Source organism: Deinococcus yavapaiensis KR-236, assembly GCF_003217515.1.
GTDB lineage: Bacteria > Deinococcota > Deinococci > Deinococcales > Deinococcaceae > Deinococcus_A > Deinococcus_A yavapaiensis.
In genome coordinates this window covers 330,073-349,038 of sequence record NZ_QJSX01000001.1, presented here as the reverse complement: position 1 = coordinate 349,038, position 18,966 = coordinate 330,073, and the positions used below count along the sequence as shown (strand labels likewise).

The following is an 18,966-nucleotide window of genomic DNA, read 5'->3' as shown; positions in this document are numbered from 1 at the left end:
CTCATGACCGAGTTTCTCGCTCAGCGCGACTTGCCGATTTTGATCGGAGCGTTTTTCGTCCTCACGGCCGCCATCGGCGTCATGCGCTTTCCGGACCTCTACACCCGGTTGCACGCCAGCAGCAAGCTCGTGACGCTCGGATCGGCGGGCATCTTCGTGGGAGCGATGTTCGAGTTCGCGTCCGTGGAGGTCGCCGTACGCCTCCTCGCGATTCTCGTGTTCTCGTTCATGACGTCGCCCGTAAGCGGGTACGTCATCGCGAACGCCGCGTATCGGCGCGGCCTCACGCCGAAACTCGTCTCGCCGGAGGCCGACGAGTGGAATCCCCCTCGCGCCGACGAGGGGGAAGCGGGAAGCGACTGAAGTTTTCGCGTTCTCGCTTACTCGGTGTTCTTGCGAAGGTCCGCGTCTCTTCGTTGCGCGTCCGTGTGGATCTCGTTGATGACGTCGCCCGGCACCGAGTGCGCGAAGCCCACGTTGACGGCGCGAAGCTTCGCGGGGTCCACCTTCGGCGTGCGGTCGGCGCGCAACAAGCCGTTCGTTTCCTGCTCCGTGTCCGTGAGCTGCGTGTAGCAAAATCCCATCAAGACGTTCGACTCCAGCACGGCCGCGACGAGTTCGCGGTACTTCTCCAGCAGTTCGTCGGGGCTGCCGACCGTTCCGTATCCCCACCAGCGTTCGCTTTCGGCGGGCCGCAAGCTGAGGCCGCCGAATTCCGTGAGCATGACGGCCTCGCCTCGGCGGGTGTGGCCGTCGGTGAGGATGCGGCGGAAGTGCGGTTGAACGCGCTCGAAGGTGTGCGCGAGCTGCTCGTGCGAGCCGTAGCGTTCCCTCAGCACGTCGCCCGTGAAGGCGTAGTCGTGAATGCCGAGGATGTCGCCCGCGACGTGCTGCCAGCCGTCGTTGCCGATCACGGGCCGAGTGGGATCCAAGGACTTCGTGAGGTGGTACAGGCCCTTCACGAAATGCCGCTGCAGCGCGTCCCGCTCGAGGTTCGGCACGCCCCAGGACTCGTTGAGCGGCACCCACGCGACGACGCACGGGTGATTGAAGTCGCGCCGCACCGCCTCCAGCCACTCGCTCGTGAGGCGAAGTTGCGCGTCCTCGTCGAACACGTACGCGTTGGCGATCTCACCCCACACCACGAGTCCGACGCGGTCGCACCAATACAAGAAGCGTGGGTCCTCGATCTTCTGGTGGATGCGCACGCCGTTGAAGCCGAGCTCCTTCACGAGCTCCACTTCACGCTGCAAGTGACCGGGCGAAGGCGCGGCGAGGTGGCTTTGCGGCCAGTAGTTCTGCGCGAGGACGAGCCGCAGGTAGTAAGGAAAGCCGTTGAGCAGAAACTGCCCGTCGCGCACCTCGGCGCTTCTCAAGCCCGCGTAGCTTTCGACGCGGTCGATCACCGCGCCCGAGGCGTCGCGCAACTCGATCTCGACGTCGATGAGGTTCGGGCGCTTCGGAGACCACAGCAAGTCGTGCCGCTCGGGCGTGCCCGACGTGTGACGAAGCCCGAGGACCGCGTGCGCCTCGCGCCCGTCGGCGTACACGACTTGCCGAGCGAGGACGTTGCCGCGCAAGCTCGCCTTGACGTGCACCGACGCGTCCGCCGAGACGTCGCGGTTGAAGCGCGCCGTGAGGCGCAACTCGCCGCGGTCCACGTCGGGCAAAAACTTCAGTCGCTCCACGAACATGTCCGGAACGACTTCCAGCCACACCGTCTGCCAAATGCCCGTCGTGCGGTGATACCAGATGACGTGCGGCACTTCCTGCCAGTCCTGCTTGCCGCGCGGCTGGGCGAGGTCGCGCGGATCGTCCTCGGCGCGCACGACGACCTCGAAGCCGTCGGCGCGCCCTACCGCCTCGGAGATGTCGGCCGAGAACGGCGTGTGCCCGCCTTCGTGCGTGGCGACGAGGTGCCCGTCCACCCACACGCTCGCTCGGTAATCCACGGCGCCGAAGTGAAGCACGAGGCGCCGCTCGCCTCGAACGGGCCGCTCGGCCTCGCTCAAGTCCACGCGCCGCGCGTACCACACGACCGCGTGGTAACCCGTCTCGCGCAGACCGCTGAGCTCGCTTTCGGGCGGGAAGGGCACTTGGATTTCCCGGTCGAAGGTCGCGTCGCCCGGAGCGCGCCACGAGTTCTCGTCATCGAACGCGAAGCGCCACGGGCCGGACAAGTCGCGCCACTCGGGGCGGCGCAGTTGCGGGCGAGGGTAGTGCGGATCGTCGTGCATGTTCGACAGCATAAACCTCGCTTGTGGGCGCGGGCGCCTTCTCAAGATTCGCTGTTCACGGCCTTCACGAACGGGCGCTCACCATGAGGCATGACCGCTGCCGCCCTCCTCGGCCTCGCGCTGCTGCTGCTCTTGTTTTGGGACGTGTACACGACCGTCTTCGTTCCGCGTGGCCCCGCCGGTCCGATCGCGGGGCGTTTGTACGATTGGAGTTGGATCGTGTGGCACCGTCTCGTCGGTCACGCCACGAGGAACGCGCGCCGCCGCCTCGCTCGCCTCGGCCCGCTTCTCATTCCCTTGACGGTCATCGTGTGGGCCTTCACGCTGCTCGTGGCGTTCACGTTGCTGCTGCTGCCGTGGGCGCGCACCTTTCAAGTCGACGACACGGTCGCGTTTCCCGCGTGGTTCAACGCCCTGTACATCTCCGCGTACTCCATCACGACGCTCGGCATCGGCGACGTCACCCCGACGGGCATGATCGCGCGCCTCGTGATGGTCTTCGCCGCCGCGAGCGGCTTCGTGCTCATCACGGTCGCCGTGACGTACCTGCTCGCCGTGTACGGAGCCTTGGACCGCATGACGGCCCTCGCGTACGAAATTCACCGCTTCGTGGGCCGCAACGACGCCCAGACGCCCGCCGACCTCGTCGCGACGGCCCTCACGACCGACGGATCGTCGGAGCTCAACAGTTGGCTGTCCAGCACGGCGACGGCGCTGTCCGAAGTCGTGCAGTCCGAAGACGAGTTCCCGCTGCTGCACTACTTTCACCAGCCTGACGAGCGCGCCTTGCCGATCGCCTTGACGGACCTCGGCGAGGTCGTCACGATCTTGCGCACCATGGTGTCGCCGCTCGCCTACCCTGCCCTCGCCGAAGGCATCATCACGGGAGGAACGGAACGCATCGTACGCGGTTACTTCGCGACCCTCGCGCGCCGCTTCGAGACGAATTCCTTGCCGCCCGGTGAATTGGAGGACGCGCGACGAGGCGCCTTCGAGCACGCGTGGCGCGTCCTTCAACGAAAGAACATTCCCTTGCGCGACCCGAACGAAGCGTGGCATCGCTACGAGCAGACGCGCCGCCATTGGGACGCGCCGAGCGCCCGGACGCGCACGCGGTTCGGGTACCCGACGCGTCAGGAATGGCGCCGAGAGGAAAGCGTGGTGAACTTCGAGGGGTGAGGCGAGCCCGAACCAAGGAGGCGGTGCCCATCCCGAATTCGAGATGGGCACCGCCTTTCGTCGTCACTTCGGCGAGGTGGGCTCGGCAGAGTCAGTCCGTGCCCGGCATCGCCACTTCGTCTTGCCGCGTCTGACCGCTGCGCTTTCTCCAGCGCAACGAGTACCCGAACGGATTCATCGCCGGATCGATCGTCATTTCGCGCGCGGTGCGCGGCCCTTGGGTCGCTTTGGCCACGGCGAGCATGTCGGCCTTCGGCGTGCGGTCTTCGTACAGCAAGCCGTTCTTTTCCTGGAAGGTGTCGGTCAACTGCGTGTAGCAGAATCCCGAAAGGCCGTTGCAGCCGTGCACGGCGGCCAGAAGGTCGGTGTAATCGTCGAGGAAGTCGTTTTCGTCCTCGGACTGCGAGTAGCCCCAGCCGAGCTCGCCGCCCGGAAAGAAGGCGATACCGCCGAACTCGGTGAGAAGCACCGGCTGGTCGACCATCTCGAAGCCCGGCACGGTGATGACGCGGTCGCCGGGGCGTTGCTGTTCGAGCGACACGCGTGTGCTCTCGAGCGTTCCGTACCGCCTGAGGATCACGGCGGGATCGTCGGCGTAGTCGTGCACGGTCACCATGTCGGTCGCGACGTGCTCCCAGCCGTCGTTGCCGATCACGGGTCGTGTCGGGTCGATGGTCTTCGTGAGGTGGTACAACGCCCGGACGTAATCGCGGTGCGCCGCGTTCGTCGGGATGTCCGGCACGCCCCACGATTCGTTGAACGGAACCCACGCGACGATGCACGGATGCGAGCGGTCACGCTCGATGATGCACGTCCACTCCGCGGTGAGGCGCTCGACGGCCTTCGTGGTGAAGCGGTAGGGGCTCGGCATCTCTTCCCACACGAGCACACCGAGGACGTCGCACCAGTACAGCCAACGCTTCGACTCGATCTTCTGGTGCTTGCGAGCGCCGTTGAAGCCGAGTTGACGAATGAGTTCCACGTCGCGCCGCAGCTCCTCGTCCGTGGCGGTCATGAGCGAGTCGGGCCAGTAGCCTTGGTCGAGGACGAGCTTGAGGTAGTACGGACGCCCGTTGAGCAGAAATCGGTTGCCTTGCACGTCCACCGAGCGAATCGCGCAGTAGCTCTTCACGACGTCGATGACGTCGTTTCCGGCGAGCAATTCCACGGTCGCGTCGATCAAGGTGGGATGGTTGGGACTCCACAGCAGTTCGTTGCGGAAGTCGTCGATGCCGGGGTCGGGCAGCGAAATGCGCCGTGACACCTCGTTCCCGACGATGCTGTAGCGGTCGTCCGTGACGATCTGTCCTTCCATGGAGAGGCGCACGCGCAACGACAGGTCGGAGCGCGGCTCGCCTTCGATGCCCGCCTCCACGATGATCTCCCAGCGGTCCATGCGCGAATCCCACTGCAAGCGCGAGATGCGCGTGTCGGGCACGCTTTCGAGCCACACCGTCTGCCAGATGCCCGTGGTTCGCGGATACCAGATGGAGTGGGGTTCGAGTTGCCAGTCCTGCTTTCCGCGGGGCTTGGCGAGGTCGAAGGGATCGTCCTCGGCGCGCACGACGATGTCCAGCGTGTCGCTTTCCTGCGCCTGTTCTGTGACGTCCACGACGAAGCCGACATGTCCGCCTTCGTGCCTGGCGAGCAACTGCCCGTTCACCCAGACCGACGCGATGTAATCGATCGCCTCGAAGTGCAGCATCAGGCTTCCGGCGCGTTCGAAGGGTTCCAAGGTCACCGTGCGGGCGTACCACACCGTCTTGTGGAAGCCCGTGTCGTGGATGCCGCTGCGAACGCTTTCGGGCGGGTAGGGGACTTCGATTTCACGATCGAAGTGGACTTCGCTCGGCCAGCGGCACGCTCCGTCGTCGTCGTACGAGAAGCGCCACGTTCCGTTCAGGCTGCGCCACTGAGATCGTTCCAGCAAAGGATTCGGGTGGGTGGAATAAGGCATCGAGTCTCCTTGTTCGATTTTCTATGGTGGGCCTTGATTCATCGGGAAGAACGAGAAATCCTAGGGCCGTCCTTAACGTTCCGGTGCGGGTTGCGCGACCGTCGTCGGACCGTTCGTGCGCGGCCCGTCGGGCGTCCACACGACGCGGTCGATGCACATGCGGCGCGCCGTCTGCTGAGCGTCCCAAGCGTGGTAGACGATGTAGTCGTCGCCGTTGGGGCCGACGACGAGCGAGTTGTGGCCCGGCCCGACGACTTTGCCCGGAATGGAGCGCAGCAAGGTCGGGCCGTCCGCTTGCGCCTCCGTCCACGGACCCATGGGATGGTCGGCGACCGCGAAGCTCACGCCGTAGTTCGGCATTTCCCAGGCGCCGCCGGAGTAGAACAGCCAGTACTTTCCGCCGCGCTTCACGACGAACGGGCCTTCGAGGGTGTACCAGTCGTGTACGCCTCCGTACATTTCGCGGTTGTGCCTAAAGATCTGCCAATCGGCCGTGGCGCGCAGCACCGTCTTGCGCTCTCCGGCGAGCTTCGTCATGCCTTCGAGGCGGTCCACGGCGAGGGCCGTTCCGACGCGATCTCCGTCGAGGAAGTCGCGCGCGTAGAAGAGGTACCACGTGCCGTCGTCGTCGCGAAAGGGCGACGCGTCGATGGTGAAGGTGTCGTGCGGATCGAGAATGACGCCCGCGTCGCGAAACGGTCCCTCGGGACGTTCGGCGACCGCGACGCGCAGCTGGTGGCCTTTGTCGCCGATGCCAGCCGAGTAGTACATGTAGAACTTACCGTCGGCTTCGGCGACTTCGGGCGCCCAGTAGTCACGGGCGTTCTCGTCTTCGAGAAGCTCCAGGGCGCCGCCCAACGAAGTCCAGCTGACGAGGTCCGTGGAGTGCAAAACTTCGAAGGCGCGACCTTCGAGGATGGGCCGACCGCCCGTGCCGTACGCGTAATAGTCGTTTCCAACGCGCAAAACGAACGGATCGGCGAAGTACAGGGGGTAGACGGGATTGGTGTAGGTCTTCATAAGTTCGTGAGTCCTTCCTTTGCCTTTGCAACAGTCTGCGCACTTGCAGGAATTGTCACAAGAGATTAACCTTTGGGCAAGGGCAAGTTACGCAAGTCGGAGGTCGAAGCGAAGTCACCGTTTCGCCGACTCCTTGAAGGGAATGTGAAGGAGAAAGGCGCCGTTCGGCGTCCTCTGGATCGGGATGAGCGCTTGCGCGCCTACCGTAAGTTCCGAAACTTCACGCGCGGACCTTGTCCTCGGAGGAAGTATGCGTAAAGTTCAATTGGGTCTGCTGTTGGTAGGGGCGGCACTCGCGGCGAGCGCGAGTGCCCAGTCGACGTACAAGGGTCCGAAGGTGACGATCACCTTCTTGCACGGCTTCACCGGGCCGGACCGTCCTGTGATGGAACAACTCATCAAGGACTTCAACGAAAAGAACGCCAACATCGAGGTGCGCGCGCAAGCCCAACCTTGGGGCACGACGTGGCAACAACTTCCGACGCTCGTCGCGCGCGGCAACGCACCGGACGTCGTCGTCATCAACGAAGACCAGGTTACGCAGTTCATCGCGCGCGGCGCCCTGACGCCGCTCACCGCCGCCGACCTCAAGGCCGGCGGTATCAACAAGAGCGCCTTCTACGGCCCACTCTTCAAGACCGCCGACTACGAAGGCAAGTCGTACGGCGTGCCCGTGTCGTCTACGGCCTACGTGATGTTCTACAACAAGGACCTCATGGCGAAGAACGGCATCACGAAGGTGCCCACGACGCGCGCCGAGTTCACTGCGGCCGTGCGCGCCTGCACGAGCGACACGGCGGGCAAGAAGCCGGGCCAGGCGGGCTTCGACGCCACGAAGCTCAATACGTGGGGCGTCTCCTTGTACAACAACTGGGTCGGTTCGCGCGCCGCGTACGCCGCCATCCTGCAAAACGGCGGTTCGCTCACCGACAGCAAGGGCAACGCCAATTTCAACTCGGCCAAGGCCGTGTCGGCCGTGCAGTACCTCGTGGACCTCGTCCAGAAGGAAGGCGTGGCCCGCAAGAACTCCACCGAGGAAGCCGAACTCGCCGCGTTCAGCCAAGGCAAGGTCTGCTTCTTCCCGAGCGGCCAGTGGTACCTCGACCGCTTCGAGCAGCAGAAGATGAACTTCGGCGTGGCGTTCATGCCGCGCATCGGCGGCAGCACACGTGACGCCGCGTGGGGTGCTTCCAGTCACCTGACACTGCCTCGTCAACCGCAAGGCTACGACGCGAACAAGCGCGCCGCCGCCCTCGCGTTCATCGGCTACCTGTCGGGCGCCGCTTCCAACCTCACTTGGACGTCCACCGGTTCGATGCCCACGCAGAAGGCCGTCGCGAGCAACCCCAAGCTCGCCAACTCTCGCGTGTCCGGCGTCTTCGACCGAGTTGGCTCCCTCTACGCCACCTCGGGCTTCCCCTGGATGGGCCAAGTCCTCGGTCCGTTCGACCAAGCCTGGGAAGCCGCTTACCTCGGCAAGAAGAGCGTGCAGCAAGCGCTCAACGACGGTGTGACGGAAGCCAACAAGCAAATCGAGCAAGCTCGCAAGCAACTCGGTAACTAAGCCTCGAAGAGCGAGCGAGCGCCAATTTCCACGGGCGCTCGCGCGCTTCTTTCGCAAGGACTTCCAACAAGGAGGTGGGTTAGTGAGCCTTACGGCACAAAATCCCGAGTTCACGGCCAGAAAACGTCGAGGCGGCGGCGGCTTCCACCGCGTCGAGCCGTATCTGTACCTGCTGCCGCACGCCATCTTGTTCTTCGTGTTCGTCGTGTATCCCGTCGTGTACGGGGTGTACGTTTCGATGCACCGCTTCGACTTGCTGCAGCAGACGCAGACGTTCGTCGGCTTCGAGTACTACCGCAATCTCTTCGATTCCAGCACGCCTCAGTCGCAGTTCTTTTGGCAGACGCTGCTGAACACGACTTTCTTCACGATCGTCTCCGTGCCCCTCTTGGTCGCGACCTCGCTCGGGTTGGCCCTGCTGGTTCACCGCCCGATTTTCGGGCGTTCCTTTTTTCGCGCCGTGTTCTTCTTGCCGGGCATCCTCACGGTGTCCGTCATGGGGATCTTGTGGCGCTGGATGTTCGACAACCAGATCGGCCTCGTCAACGCGGTCATGACCGCCGTCGGTCGAGAGCCCGTGCCGTGGCTCGCCACGCAAGGACTCGCGTGGGTGCCGATCGTCGTCGGGACGGTGTGGTGGACGATCGGCTTCAACATGACCCTTTACCTCGCCGCGCTCGGCAACATCTCGCAAAGCCTCTACGAAGCGGCCGAGATCGACGGCGCGACGACGTGGCCGAAGTTCCGCTTCATCACCTTGCCGATGCTCGCGCCCATCACGCTTTTCGTGGGCGTCACGACGGCCCTGGCGAGCTTCCAGCTTTTCGGGCAGTCGCAAGTCATCACCAACGGCGGACCGACGCGCACCACGCAAAGCGTCATCCAGTACATCACCGAGGAAGGCTTTTCGAACAACCAGTTGGGTTCGGCCACGGCGATGGGCTTCGTGTTCGGCGTGATGATGTTGCTTCTCACTGCCGTGCAATTTCGCATCATGGCGCGTGACGCCCGGGAGGCATGAAGATGGCTGTTTCTTCTCCGACGTCGCGTGCCGTGACGGCCACGCCCAGCAAGCCGCCGCGGCGCTTGCCAAGAGACATTCCACGTTTCATCCTGCTGTGCATCTTGTCGGTGATCTTCCTCGCGCCCGTCTACTGGATGATCTCCACGAGCCTCAAGCCCGAAGCAGACGTGCTCGCGTCGCCCGTTCAGTGGATTCCTCGAAATCCGACGCTCGACAACTACCGCGCGGTTCTCACGTCGCCGGACGGCAACATCTTGCGCTGGACGTGGAACTCGTTCTACATCGCGCTGGTGTTCACGATCGCCCACGTCTTCTTGTGCGCCATCACCGCCTACCCGCTCGCGCGCATGCGCTTCCGTGGCCGTAACGGATGGTTCTGGTTCATCTTGTCGTCCCTGATGATTCCCGGCATCGTGACGTTCATCCCGACGTACCTCATGATGTTCTCGTTTCACTGGATCGACACGCCGCACGCGCTCATCTGGCCCGGCGTGGCGGGCGTGTTCGGGATCTTCTTGCTGCGGCAATTCTTCATGGGCATTCCCAAGGAACTCGAAGAGGCGGCCGTGCTCGACGGCGCGGGGTCCTGGACGATCTTGTGGCGCATCATCTTGCCGCTTGCCTTGCCCGCGCTCGTGACGCTCGCCGTGTTCTCGTTCATGGGCTCGTGGAACAACTACATCTGGCCGTTGTTCGTGGTGTCGAAGGTCGATCAGCTCACGCTGCCCGTCGGCGTGACGACGTTCTCGCAGCGCTACGTCACGGATTACGGCAAGCTCATGGCGACCGCCACGATCGCCGCCGTGCCCGCCCTCATCGCGTACCTGCTCGCGCAACGCTTCCTCGTGGAAGGCTTGGCGACGACCGGGATGAAAGAGTAAGCGCTTTTCCGTCCCGGCCCCGCTCCTGACAGGAGCGGGGCGTTTCGTTTCTTGCGGTTCGGGATTTGTTTTGCTGCCTTCTGACATTGCCTGCTTTCGTCTGCTCTCATCGACGCTCCAGGGTCTATGAGACGCTGCTCGCTGGCCGTGAGGCGAAGGATGACGATTTTCTCTCGTTCATCTTCGTCTTTATCTTGCGTTTGCTCACTCCTCATGCTTAAACTTTGACTATGACCACGTTAAGGGCGCCTGACCTTACTCTCACCTCGCTCACCGTGGGCGCGAACCTGTATTGCAATCCGGTGGCGCCCGGCGACTTTCCCGATCCGTTCGTGTTGGAGCACGAAGGCGTGTACTACGCGTACGCGACGAACTACAAAGGCGTGGACCTTCCCGTGCGAACTTCTACCGACCTCGTGAACTGGGAATTCCGCGGCAACGCGATGGGAACCTTGCCCAAGTGGGCGCGGCGCGGCTTCACCTGGGCGCCCGACATCATGAAAGTCGCCGGGGGCTTCATGCTGTACTACACCGCGCGGCACCGCAAAAGCGGCCTCCAGGTGATCGGCGCCGCCTTTTCGAAGTCACCGCTCGGCCCGTTCGAAGACACCTGCGCCGAGCCGCTGATCTCCCAGATTCCCCTTGGCGGCGCCATCGACGCGCACGCCTTCGAGGACGCCGACGGCAAGCGCTACCTGTACTGGAAGAACGACGGAAACGCCTTGCGCCAAAAGACTTGGCTGTGGGTGCAGCGCCTCTCGGACAACGGCCGTCAACTGCTCGGCGCTCCGAAGAAGCTTCTCGTGAACGACCAGCCGTGGGAGCGCCACCTCATCGAAGCGCCCTTCGTGCTGCGCCGCGACGGCAAGTACCACCTGTTCTACTCGGCCGCGCACTACGGGGACTCCACGTACGGCGTCGGCCACGCGATCGCGGACGCACCCACCGGACCGTTCGTGAAGACCGACGGACCGATTCTGCGGTCCACGCGTGACGTCGCCGGCCCCGGCGGCCAAGGTCTGCTGACCGACGCCCTCGGACAGACGTGGATGTACTACCACGCCTGGACGCCCGGCAAAATCGGCTACGAACGCAAGGGTGAGCGCTCCATGCGCATCGATCCCTTGTCGTGGGAAGGAGACCGGCCCGTCGTGCTTCGCCCGAGCGCCACGCCCAAGTTCTCGCCTGCCACCTCCATGGAGTTCGCTGCGGACTGACGCACTCACGCTCGTTGGGTACACTAGAGCCGTCATGAAACCTCGATTGCTGCTGTTTTGCACGGCCAGCCTGACAGTCGCCGCGTCGCTCGCGCTCGCCGGAGGCGCGGGCCCTCGTCTCCCGGCGCCCCCGGCACGCACCGCCCCACCCGTGGCGCCCGCCTCGCCCGCCACGGTGACACGCACGTTCACCAATCCCGTCATTCCCGACGATTTCCCCGATCCGTTCATTCTGCGCGTCGGCAAGACGTACTACGCGTACGGCACGAACACCGGAGGCGTGGATTTGCCCGTACGGAAAAGCAACGACCTCGTGAATTGGCAACTGGTGGGCGAAGGCTTCGGACGCCTCGGGAACTGGGCGACGGGAGGCTTCACCTGGGCGCCGGAAGTCATGGCCGTGAAGAACGGCTACACCCTGTACTACACCGCGCGTCACACCGACAGCGGACGGCAGTGCATCGGCGTCGCGACCTCCAAATCCCCCGAGGGACCGTTCCGCGACGAGTCGAGCAAACCGCTCGTATGCCAACTCGACCAAGGCGGCTCCATCGACGCCTCGCCCTTGGTCGACAGTGACGGCAAGCGCTACTTGTACTGGAAGAATGACGGCAACTGCTGCAGCCTCCTCACGGCAATTTACGTGCAGCAACTCAGCGACGACGGCCTCAAACTTCTCGGCCAACCCAAAGACCTCATCTACAACGGCGCCTTGTGGGAAGGCAACCTCATTGAGGCTCCGAACGTCTACAAGCGCGGAAGCACCTACTACCTGTTCTACTCCGCCGCCGACTACAACTCCGACACGTACAGCGTCGGCTACGCCACGGCCACGTCACCCACGGGTCCCTTTCGCAAGCAGTCGCGCGACTTGCCGTGGCTCTTCACGAAAGGCGCCCTCAGCGGCCCCGGCGGGCAAGGAGTCATCACCGACGGCGCGGGCCAAACGTGGATGTACTACCACGGTTGGACGACGGGCCAAATCGGCTACGAGGCGGGCGGAGTGCGTTCCATGCGCCTCGACAAGCTGACCTTCGATGCCTCGGGCAAACCCGTGCTCAACCCCACCACGACCCGGACGGTCGCTCCCGCGCCTCTACGCTGAGGTGTGACGAGGGGGAAGGCGGCACGTCGCCGCCTTCCCCCTCGTCATGTCGTCGTGGTGTAAGCCGCGACAGTGCGCGCCCCACCTCGAGGCGACGAAAAAGCGAAGGACCGATTCGAACGAATCGGTCCTCCGTGAAACTCCGCGCGCTTACTCGCCGCGAATCGCCTTGCCGATGCGCTCGAACAAGTTCGGCTCTTTGTGCTCGACGTCCTCGCCGACTTCACGGGCGTACGCTTCGAGCGCGGCGCGGGCCTCCTTGCTGAGGTTGCCCGCCTTGGGAATCTGCACGTCGAACACCACGACGAGGTCGCCGACGCCACTGGCCTGGAGGCGCGGCATTCCGAAGCCTCGCAAGCGTACGGTGTCGCCGTGCTGGGTGCCGCTCTTGACTTCGATTTCCTTCGGTCCGTCGAGGGTCGGCACCTCGATCTTGCCGCCGAACGAGGCGCGCGCAACGCCGATCTTGGCTTGGTGGATGAGGTGCTCGCCTTCACGCGTGAAGTCAGGGTGCGGCGCCATCTCGAGGTGCACGTACAAGTCGCCCGGGCCGCCCGGCCCCTCGTTGCCTTTGCCCGAGACGCGAATGCGGTAACCTTCGTCGATGCCTTTGGGCAGCGTGACCTTCACGCGGTCCGCCTTGAGGGTACGTCCGCGTCCCCGGCACACCTTGCACGGATCTTCGATGATCTGCCCTTCGCCACGGCACGTCGGGCACGGTTGCTGCGTCACGATGTTGCCGAGGATGGTGCGCGTCTGCGCCGTCACGGTGCCCGCCCCACCGCACGTCCCGCACGTCTTCGGAGGCGTGCCGCCCGGTTCGCTGCGCGTTCCGTGGCAGTGTTCGCACTCCGTGAGGCGGTCGATGTTCACCTCGATGTCCGCGCCGATTCGCGCGTCCTCCAGGGTGATGCGGGCCGTCGTCTCGAGGTCCTCGCCGCGCGCTACACGGCGTCCGCCGCGCGCCCCGCCGAACAGACCTCCGCCGAACATCTGCTCGAAGAGGTCGAACGGATCGAAGTTCGGGTCGCCGAACCCGCCCGCGCCAGGCATTCCGGCGGCGCTCGGCTCGCTTCCGAATCGGTCGTAGTGCGCGCGCTTCTCCGGATCCGACAACGCCGCGTACGCGGCGTTGATCTGCGCGAACTTCTCTTGCGCGCCTTCTTCCTTGTTGCGGTCGGGGTGGTATTGCAGCGCGAGTTTGCGGTACGCCTTTTTGATGTCGTCGGCGGACGCGTCACGCGGAACGCCCAGCAGTTCGTAGTAGTCCATTCGTGTCTCCGGCTGCGCGAACGGGCGAACGCCCGGCGGCACTGGCAGTTATCTTAACACAAACGCACTCAAGCTATGTTAGCGATAACTTGTAGAATCGGATGCGTCAACGCGTCGCCCACAGCTCCACGAGGCCTCGCAGCGTCAAGGTGTCATCGAACACGTCGATCTCCCTGCAGACCCCCTCGACCGTTCGGGAAAAGCCTCCGGTCGCGACCGCCAGCGCGTCACCGGACACTTCCGTTTTCAAGCGGCGAACCAAGCCGTCCACCATCTCCGCGTATCCGAACACCAGCCCCGACTGCAAGGCATGAACGGTGTTCTTTCCGAGCGCCGAGGGCGGCGCTTCCAGATTCACTCTCGGCAACTTCGCCGCCCGCGCGAACAACGCGTCCGCGCTCACCTGCGCGCCCGTCGCGAGCACTCCACCGAGAAACCGACGGCCCCGACCGATCACGTCGAAGTTCGTGCTCGTCCCGAAGTCCACCACGATCACGAACTCGCGGTCGGCGAGGTAACGCTCGGCCCCGAACAAATTCGCGAGGCGGTCCGCGCCGATGGCCCGTGGGTCGTCGAGCTCCACGGTGACGTCGTGCAGATTCTCCGCCGTCACCTCGAACGTGCGAACGCCGAAGTGCCGCTCCAATGCCAGCTTCAAATTCTGACCGACGGGCGGCGCGACACTCGACAGCACGGCGCACGGCGGCGTGGCGACTTCCGACAAGTCCATCAGGCCCTTGAGGGTCAGGGCGAAATCGTCGGGCAGGAGATCGCGGTTCGTTCGGATACGCCATGTGTGCGTGAGCTGGAGGGCGTCGTTCGTGAGGCCAAGGACGGTGGAGGTGTTCCCGACGTCCACGGCGAGCAGGGGACCTTGCCGCATGACGAGAAGTATACCGAGGACCGTCCCCAGCCCCTCTAAGCAACGAATCGAGGGAGGCGCGCGCCTCCCTCGATTCGATCACGGCGATCGAAATCAATAGAACTTGGAGAGGTCGGCCGTCACGACGAAGGCGCAGTCGCTGTCCGCTTCCGTCTTGATGACGAGGTCCAGCTTCCCGGTGGGATTCACGCCCGCGCCAAGCGCGTCGAAGGTGTAGAGCATCGTGCCGCCCCACCGGTCGCCCGTCTGCTTCCAGTCGTTCGTGAACGCGCGGCGCGCGGCGCGCACGATCTTGCCGTCGGGCAGACGAAGGGCCACGTTGTACGCGTCACGCTGACGTTGCGAGGCGAGACCGCTCATCGTCACGTACACGCGCAACTGCCCGTCGGCGAGACGATTGGGCAACGTGAGGGCGTCCTTCGACGTGAAGTTGCGAAACTCGTCGCGCGCCGACTGCGCGGCGAGAAACACGTCGTCCGCTTGACCCGTCATGACGATCGTGGTGGGACGACTTCCGAACTTCGCGAAGTCCGAGGGATTCGCCAGCCAGTTCTGAACGCACGACTCGCCGCCCGTCAAGGCGCGTACCGCGCCGTCGGAGGCGAACTTGCCGTCCTTCACTCCGAGGTCGACGGTGAGCAAGGTGTTGACGGGATCGTCGAGACGGTCGTAGGCCGAGTCGACAACCGTCTTGGCCGTCTTGTCGTCGAGCTTCGGAACCCAGGCGAAGGCGGTGGAGGAGAGCAGGGCGAGGGAAAGCAGCAGGGCAGGGTGGCGCATGAGACTCCTTGGGAAAAAGATGACGTCGTGCTCAGGTTGCACACCTTCAGTGTGCACAGGGGAATGACGAGGAGCTTACTTGTAGAGGTACACGAGACGGCACGCTTTCCCGGCCTCGCGAATTTGACGGGCGACGTCGCTGGAGACGACGGCGTCGGCGTTGTAGGACGCCCCAGGCGCGAACTTAGGCTTCTGCACTCGCAGGGCCTTCACGACCGTGACGTTGTCGAACGCTTTCAACGCGCTTTCGTCACGAACGTACTGCTGAGAGATCCTGCCTTCGTCCCACAGGCCGCTACTGACGTTCTTGACGAGCTCGGCGTCGGGCCAAACCTGGTTGCCGCGATCGTCGAGCACGAAGCTCGTCTGCGCCCGCTCGAACGATCCCAGGCCGCGCACATCCACGGCGACCGTGCACGATTGTGGCGAACTGGAGGCCGAGGCGCTCGTGCCCGAGGTCGTCGCGGCACGCGCCGCTTCACCCGCGCCACTGCTCGCACCGCTCGCGGCGCTCGTGGAACGACTGCTGGCGGGCGTACTGGCCGTGTCCTGACCGCCCACCGAAGTCGGCCTTGTAGGTGCCGTGTCGCCCCCCGAGGCGTTACCAGTCGAACGGTTCGCGGCAGGTGCCGATTCACTGGATTCCGCACCGCGTGGCGTGCTCGCTCTCGGCGTGCCTTGCGCCGAGCCGTCGTTTTCGCCTCCACTGGAATTGGTCCGGGTCGCCGAAGGGGCGTCGGCCTGTTCCGGTCTCGACGCGTTTCCAGGAGTGCCAGAACGCGTGGTGGCGGTAGAACTGCCGCCCGAAGGCGCGTCGCCCGAGCCGCGAGGTCTCGGCTCACCCGTGGCTTCGGTTGTCGCGCCTTCGCCGTTTCCGGTGGAGCGGGAAGCGGCGGCCTGACCGCTCGGAGAGCTCGACGGCGCCGTCCCACGTGCCGAAGCGGATTCTTCGGTTGCCGCCCCCGAGGTGGAGGCGGAGCGTCCGTTCGTCGCCGCCGCCTCACCGCCCGAGGTGGAGGCCGGACGTCCAGACGTCGTGGTCGCCTCGCTCGAAGTGTCGGACGTGGAACTCGGGCGTCCGGACGCCGCGGTCGTCTCGTTGGAATTGCCGGAAGGGGACGTCGTACGTCCGTTCGTCTCGCTGGAAGTCCCGGAGGTGGAACTCGGGCGTCCTGACGTCGCGGTCGTTTCGTTGGAATTGCCCGACGGGGACGTCGTACGTCCGTTCGTTTCGCTCGAAGTGTCGGAAGTGGAACTCGGGCGTCCGGACGCCGCGGTCGTCTCGCTGGAGTTGCCGGACGGGGATGTCGTACGTCCGTTCGCCTCGCTTCCTGCTTCACTGGACGACGACGGGCGGCCTGGTGCCGCATCCGATTCGCCGCTCGGGCTGCCCTCGCGACGGGAAGGCGAACTTGCCGCTTGCGTCGAATCGTCGTTGGGTGCGATTCCGCGCGGTCCGCTGGCGGCGAGTGAAGCGTCGGGCTCGGCGGCAGGGGTCGAGCTTCGCGAACTCGCCTGCTCTGTGGCGACGTCGCCGCCGCCGCGTGGCGTCACTGTCGCGACCTCTTCCGTCGACGACGGTGCGCCGCTCCTGCGAGAAACGGATTCGCCGACGCCTTCGCTGCTCGCCCCACTCGCTTCACGTCTCGCGTTGGGAACACCTTCGGTCGTGTCGGATGGGATGCGCGCGGTCGGTGCCGCTTCCGCGGCTGTGGCGCCCGTGCCGCTGCCGTTCGTGCCCCGAGCGTTGGCGGCCTCGACGGTCCCGCTCGGAGGCACGACGGCGGCGCGGCTTTCGACGGGAGCGTCTTGCACGCCGACGTCACGATCGGTGAGCACGGGAGACGCCTCGGCTACCGCGTCACTCGACGCGCGGCGCGGTCCCTCGGCCGCTTCTACGGAGCTATCCGCGAGGGTCTCGGAGCGCGTGGGGGCTCCTGCGGCCAGGGTCGGGGTCGTGTCGGGGATGCGCGCGGTGGCTTGGGTGTCGGTCGGGACGCCTGTTTGGGTGGCGCGACGCGCATCGAACTCCTCGCGCGTCGGGAGGGACCGGACGCTGACCGAAGGAGACACGGGCGTGGAGGGCGTGGGGGCCGGAGTGGAGACGCGCGGCGTCGTCGCGCGAGGCGCCGTGGTCGTGACAGCCGGTGAGGGTCGCGGGGTGGCGGCCCTGGGCACGGAGGTGATGGGCTGAGGCGTCGGTTTCGTGACGGGCCTTGTGACGGTGGCGCGCGGAGTCGCGGTCTTGACGGGAGGCGTCGCGGTCGGCGTCTTCGGAGTCGTGCGTACCGTTTGAGGCGTCGTTCGGCGAGGCTGGGAGACGGGCGCGGGGGTCGCGCGGCGTTGAGGCGCGGGACGTGGCGCTTGACTCGTCGGGACGGTTCGGGGCGTCGGGAGCGTGATCCGGGGCGTGACGCGCACGGTCGGACGAACGGGTAACGGGTCGGGAGCGAGCTCGACGACCGTGAGGGGCGGTTCGGGCAGCACCGTGGACGCACTGGGCGGAAGACGAGGCGCCGTGAAGTGCAAGGCGGCCAGCCCGAGGAGGACCGCGCCGTGCAGAGCGATCGTGAGGCCGAGGGCGCGTGTTCGCTGCGCGCGGTTCTCGAAGCCCCAGGTATTAGGGCCGCTCAGTGCCGAGCGCAAGACGCTCACCTCCCGCTCGCTTGATGACGTCGATCACGGAGACGACCGTGCCGTAGTTGCCGCGTCGGTCGGCGCGCAGGGCGACGACTCCGCCCGACTTCGCCGTGAGGGTCTTGAGTTGGGTTTCGAGGGCCTTGAGGGTCACGACCTTGCCTTCGAGGAAGATCTTGCCGCTTCGGTCGACGTTCACGGTGGGAATGTCGGGCGTGTCGCGCAAGGTGCTGCTGGCGCGCGGCAGATCGAGCGGCAAGGCGTTTTGTCGCGCCGCGAGGTTCGACGTCAGCATGAAGAAGATCAGCAGCAACAGCACGACGTCGACCATCGGCGCGAAGTCGAAGGTGACGTTCTCGCCGCCCGAGCGCATGCGGGACGCGCGCCTCGTCACGACCCCACGCTCGCCGGAACGGGCTCGGGTTCGTACATGGCGATCGGAGCGCCGGTCAAGACACCTTGACGGCGCAACTGCGCTTCCATGAGCCACGCGACGAGCGCTTCTCGGGCGCGCTCGGCTTGGAGCAGCACGAAGTCGGCGCGGGAGCGCAGCCAGTTGCGGCCGAAGTACGCCACGATCGCCACGACGAGTCCCCCGGCGGTGTTGACGAGGGCCTCGCTGATGCCCGTCGCGAGCTGGGTGGACGTCGGCGCGGTCGTCGTGGAGAACACCAGGAAGGAGCGCACCATGCCGAAGACCGTGCCGAGCAGGCCGAGAAGCGGCGCGATTTGCGCGGCCGTGCCGAGGGCGCTCAGGCCCGCGTAGAGGCGGCCTTCTTCGAGCAGGATCGCTTCGTTCATGGCGGCGCCGGACGCCTCGATGCCTGCCGGAGCGCGGTCGAGGCCTGCACGCAAGACGTTGCCGGCGGGCGTCTGGAGCCGAGCGGCCTCCCGGCGAGCTCCGTCGAGGTCTTGCTGCATGAGGGCGGCGTGGACGCGCGTGAAGGTCAACGTCGGGTCGGCACGCATCTTGGACAGCACTTGCGCGCGCACGGCGACGAGGTACACCACGTAAACGGACAGCGCCGCGAGCACCCACAACAGGACTCCGGCTTCTCGCAGCAGATCGAGGACGTTCATCTGGTCTTATAGGTAGCACATAGAAAAATCCCGTGGTGAAGACTTCCTCTTGATTTCATGTGAGAAATGCCCACTGTTCCGTGGGTCTCGAAGACATTGGTTGGAAAGCCATGTAGGCAGCCTGACGGCG

The 18,966-nt window shown here is 65.2% G+C and carries 18 protein-coding genes; 9 read left to right on the top strand and 9 right to left on the bottom strand.

Annotated elements, in window-relative coordinates; all coding sequences use genetic code 11:
• Positions 1-3: 3 nt before the first annotated feature.
• Positions 4-363 (top strand): monovalent cation/H(+) antiporter subunit G, encoded by a 360-nt coding sequence (mnhG, locus tag DES52_RS01710; RefSeq protein ID WP_110885014.1) that lies wholly within the window; start codon positions 4-6, stop codon positions 361-363.
• 17 nt (positions 364-380) lie between these two features.
• Here mnhG and DES52_RS01705 read toward each other — a convergent pair whose 3' ends face one another.
• On the bottom strand, positions 381-2,237 hold the full coding sequence (locus DES52_RS01705; RefSeq protein WP_110885193.1) for a glycoside hydrolase family 2 protein: 1,857 nt from the start codon (positions 2,235-2,237) through the stop codon (positions 381-383).
• A gap of 90 nt (positions 2,238-2,327) precedes the next feature.
• Here DES52_RS01705 and DES52_RS01700 point away from each other — a divergent pair, with 90 nt between their 5' ends.
• On the top strand, positions 2,328-3,416 hold the full coding sequence (locus DES52_RS01700) for a potassium channel family protein (protein WP_110885013.1): 1,089 nt from the start codon (positions 2,328-2,330) through the stop codon (positions 3,414-3,416).
• A 91-nt stretch (positions 3,417-3,507) separates the two neighbouring features.
• Here the strand turns inward: DES52_RS01700 and DES52_RS01695 are convergent, their stop codons facing one another.
• Together DES52_RS01695 and DES52_RS01690 are read right to left on the bottom strand one after the other, a co-directional pair.
• A complete protein-coding gene (locus DES52_RS01695) occupies positions 3,508-5,373 on the bottom strand; it encodes a glycoside hydrolase family 2 protein (protein ID WP_110885012.1) in 1,866 nt (621 codons plus the stop codon).
• A 72-nt stretch (positions 5,374-5,445) separates the two neighbouring features.
• Positions 5,446-6,393: a glycoside hydrolase family 43 protein gene (locus DES52_RS01690; protein ID WP_110885011.1), complete on the bottom strand. Its 948-nt coding sequence runs from the start codon at positions 6,391-6,393 to the stop codon at positions 5,446-5,448.
• Between the two features lie 250 nt (positions 6,394-6,643).
• Here DES52_RS01690 and DES52_RS01685 point away from each other — a divergent pair, with 250 nt between their 5' ends.
• From DES52_RS01685 to DES52_RS01665, 5 genes are all read left to right on the top strand, one after another.
• Positions 6,644-7,957 carry an ABC transporter substrate-binding protein gene (locus tag DES52_RS01685; RefSeq protein WP_110885010.1) on the top strand — a complete coding sequence of 438 codons (1,314 nt, stop codon included), beginning with the start codon at positions 6,644-6,646 and terminating at the stop codon, positions 7,955-7,957.
• Between the two features lie 82 nt (positions 7,958-8,039).
• On the top strand, positions 8,040-8,978 hold the full coding sequence (locus DES52_RS01680; protein WP_245900563.1) for a carbohydrate ABC transporter permease: 939 nt from the start codon (positions 8,040-8,042) through the stop codon (positions 8,976-8,978).
• A 2-nt stretch (positions 8,979-8,980) separates the two neighbouring features.
• Entirely contained in the window at positions 8,981-9,862 is an 882-nt protein-coding gene (locus DES52_RS01675; protein ID WP_110885009.1) for a carbohydrate ABC transporter permease, read from the top strand.
• 230 nt (positions 9,863-10,092) lie between these two features.
• The gene (locus tag DES52_RS01670) at positions 10,093-11,079 is read left to right on the top strand and encodes a glycoside hydrolase family 43 protein (protein ID WP_110885008.1); all 987 of its coding nucleotides are present in this window, start codon (positions 10,093-10,095) and stop codon (positions 11,077-11,079) included.
• 34 nt (positions 11,080-11,113) lie between these two features.
• Entirely contained in the window at positions 11,114-12,184 is a 1,071-nt protein-coding gene (locus DES52_RS01665; RefSeq protein WP_110885007.1) for a glycoside hydrolase family 43 protein, read from the top strand.
• 150 nt (positions 12,185-12,334) lie between these two features.
• Here the strand turns inward: DES52_RS01665 and dnaJ are convergent, their stop codons facing one another.
• The 4 genes from dnaJ to DES52_RS01645 form a co-directional block, all read right to left on the bottom strand.
• Positions 12,335-13,456, bottom strand: a complete 1,122-nt coding sequence (gene dnaJ, locus DES52_RS01660; protein WP_110885006.1) for a molecular chaperone DnaJ — start codon at positions 13,454-13,456, stop codon at positions 12,335-12,337.
• A 106-nt stretch (positions 13,457-13,562) separates the two neighbouring features.
• Complete coding sequence (locus DES52_RS01655) at positions 13,563-14,339, bottom strand: type III pantothenate kinase (protein WP_110885005.1); 777 nt, start codon at positions 14,337-14,339, stop codon at positions 13,563-13,565.
• Positions 14,340-14,432: 93 nt separating this feature from the next.
• On the bottom strand, positions 14,433-15,119 hold the full coding sequence (locus DES52_RS01650) for a hypothetical protein (RefSeq protein ID WP_110885004.1): 687 nt from the start codon (positions 15,117-15,119) through the stop codon (positions 14,433-14,435).
• Positions 15,120-15,194: 75 nt separating this feature from the next.
• On the bottom strand, positions 15,195-15,524 hold the full coding sequence (locus tag DES52_RS01645; protein WP_146237160.1) for a hypothetical protein: 330 nt from the start codon (positions 15,522-15,524) through the stop codon (positions 15,195-15,197).
• Between the two features lie 7 nt (positions 15,525-15,531).
• Here DES52_RS01645 and DES52_RS22750 point away from each other — a divergent pair, with 7 nt between their 5' ends.
• Together DES52_RS22750 and DES52_RS01640 are read left to right on the top strand one after the other, a co-directional pair.
• Positions 15,532-15,672: a hypothetical protein gene (locus DES52_RS22750; protein WP_170130839.1), complete on the top strand. Its 141-nt coding sequence runs from the start codon at positions 15,532-15,534 to the stop codon at positions 15,670-15,672.
• A 483-nt stretch (positions 15,673-16,155) separates the two neighbouring features.
• On the top strand, positions 16,156-17,313 hold the full coding sequence (locus tag DES52_RS01640) for a hypothetical protein (protein ID WP_146237159.1): 1,158 nt from the start codon (positions 16,156-16,158) through the stop codon (positions 17,311-17,313).
• A gap of 426 nt (positions 17,314-17,739) precedes the next feature.
• Here the strand turns inward: DES52_RS01640 and DES52_RS01635 are convergent, their stop codons facing one another.
• Positions 17,740-18,129, bottom strand: coding sequence for an ExbD/TolR family protein (locus tag DES52_RS01635; protein ID WP_110885001.1), 390 nt, complete (start codon positions 18,127-18,129; stop codon positions 17,740-17,742).
• Between the two features lie 17 nt (positions 18,130-18,146).
• Positions 18,147-18,836, bottom strand: coding sequence for a MotA/TolQ/ExbB proton channel family protein (locus DES52_RS01630; protein ID WP_110885000.1), 690 nt, complete (start codon positions 18,834-18,836; stop codon positions 18,147-18,149).
• Between the last annotated feature and the right edge of the window lie 130 nt (positions 18,837-18,966).

Bases quoted from the DNA above. Each gene is read 5' to 3' on its own strand.
- mnhG (WP_110885014.1), top strand. From the start codon at position 4: ATGACCGAGTTTCTCGCTCAGCGCGACTTGCCGATTTTGATCGGAGCG.
- DES52_RS01705 (WP_110885193.1), bottom strand. From the start codon at position 2,237: ATGCACGACGATCCGCACTACCCTCGCCCGCAACTGCGCCGCCCCGAG.
- DES52_RS01700 (WP_110885013.1), top strand. From the start codon at position 2,328: ATGACCGCTGCCGCCCTCCTCGGCCTCGCGCTGCTGCTGCTCTTGTTT.
- DES52_RS01695 (WP_110885012.1), bottom strand. From the start codon at position 5,373: ATGCCTTATTCCACCCACCCGAATCCTTTGCTGGAACGATCTCAGTGG.
- DES52_RS01690 (WP_110885011.1), bottom strand. From the start codon at position 6,393: ATGAAGACCTACACCAATCCCGTCTACCCCCTGTACTTCGCCGATCCG.
- DES52_RS01685 (WP_110885010.1), top strand. From the start codon at position 6,644: ATGCGTAAAGTTCAATTGGGTCTGCTGTTGGTAGGGGCGGCACTCGCG.
- DES52_RS01675 (WP_110885009.1), top strand. From the start codon at position 8,981: ATGGCTGTTTCTTCTCCGACGTCGCGTGCCGTGACGGCCACGCCCAGC.
- DES52_RS01670 (WP_110885008.1), top strand. From the start codon at position 10,093: ATGACCACGTTAAGGGCGCCTGACCTTACTCTCACCTCGCTCACCGTG.
- DES52_RS01665 (WP_110885007.1), top strand. From the start codon at position 11,114: ATGAAACCTCGATTGCTGCTGTTTTGCACGGCCAGCCTGACAGTCGCC.
- dnaJ (WP_110885006.1), bottom strand. From the start codon at position 13,456: ATGGACTACTACGAACTGCTGGGCGTTCCGCGTGACGCGTCCGCCGAC.
- DES52_RS01655 (WP_110885005.1), bottom strand. From the start codon at position 14,339: ATGCGGCAAGGTCCCCTGCTCGCCGTGGACGTCGGGAACACCTCCACC.
- DES52_RS01650 (WP_110885004.1), bottom strand. From the start codon at position 15,119: ATGCGCCACCCTGCCCTGCTGCTTTCCCTCGCCCTGCTCTCCTCCACC.
- DES52_RS01635 (WP_110885001.1), bottom strand. From the start codon at position 18,129: ATGCGCTCGGGCGGCGAGAACGTCACCTTCGACTTCGCGCCGATGGTC.
- DES52_RS01630 (WP_110885000.1), bottom strand. From the start codon at position 18,836: ATGAACGTCCTCGATCTGCTGCGAGAAGCCGGAGTCCTGTTGTGGGTG.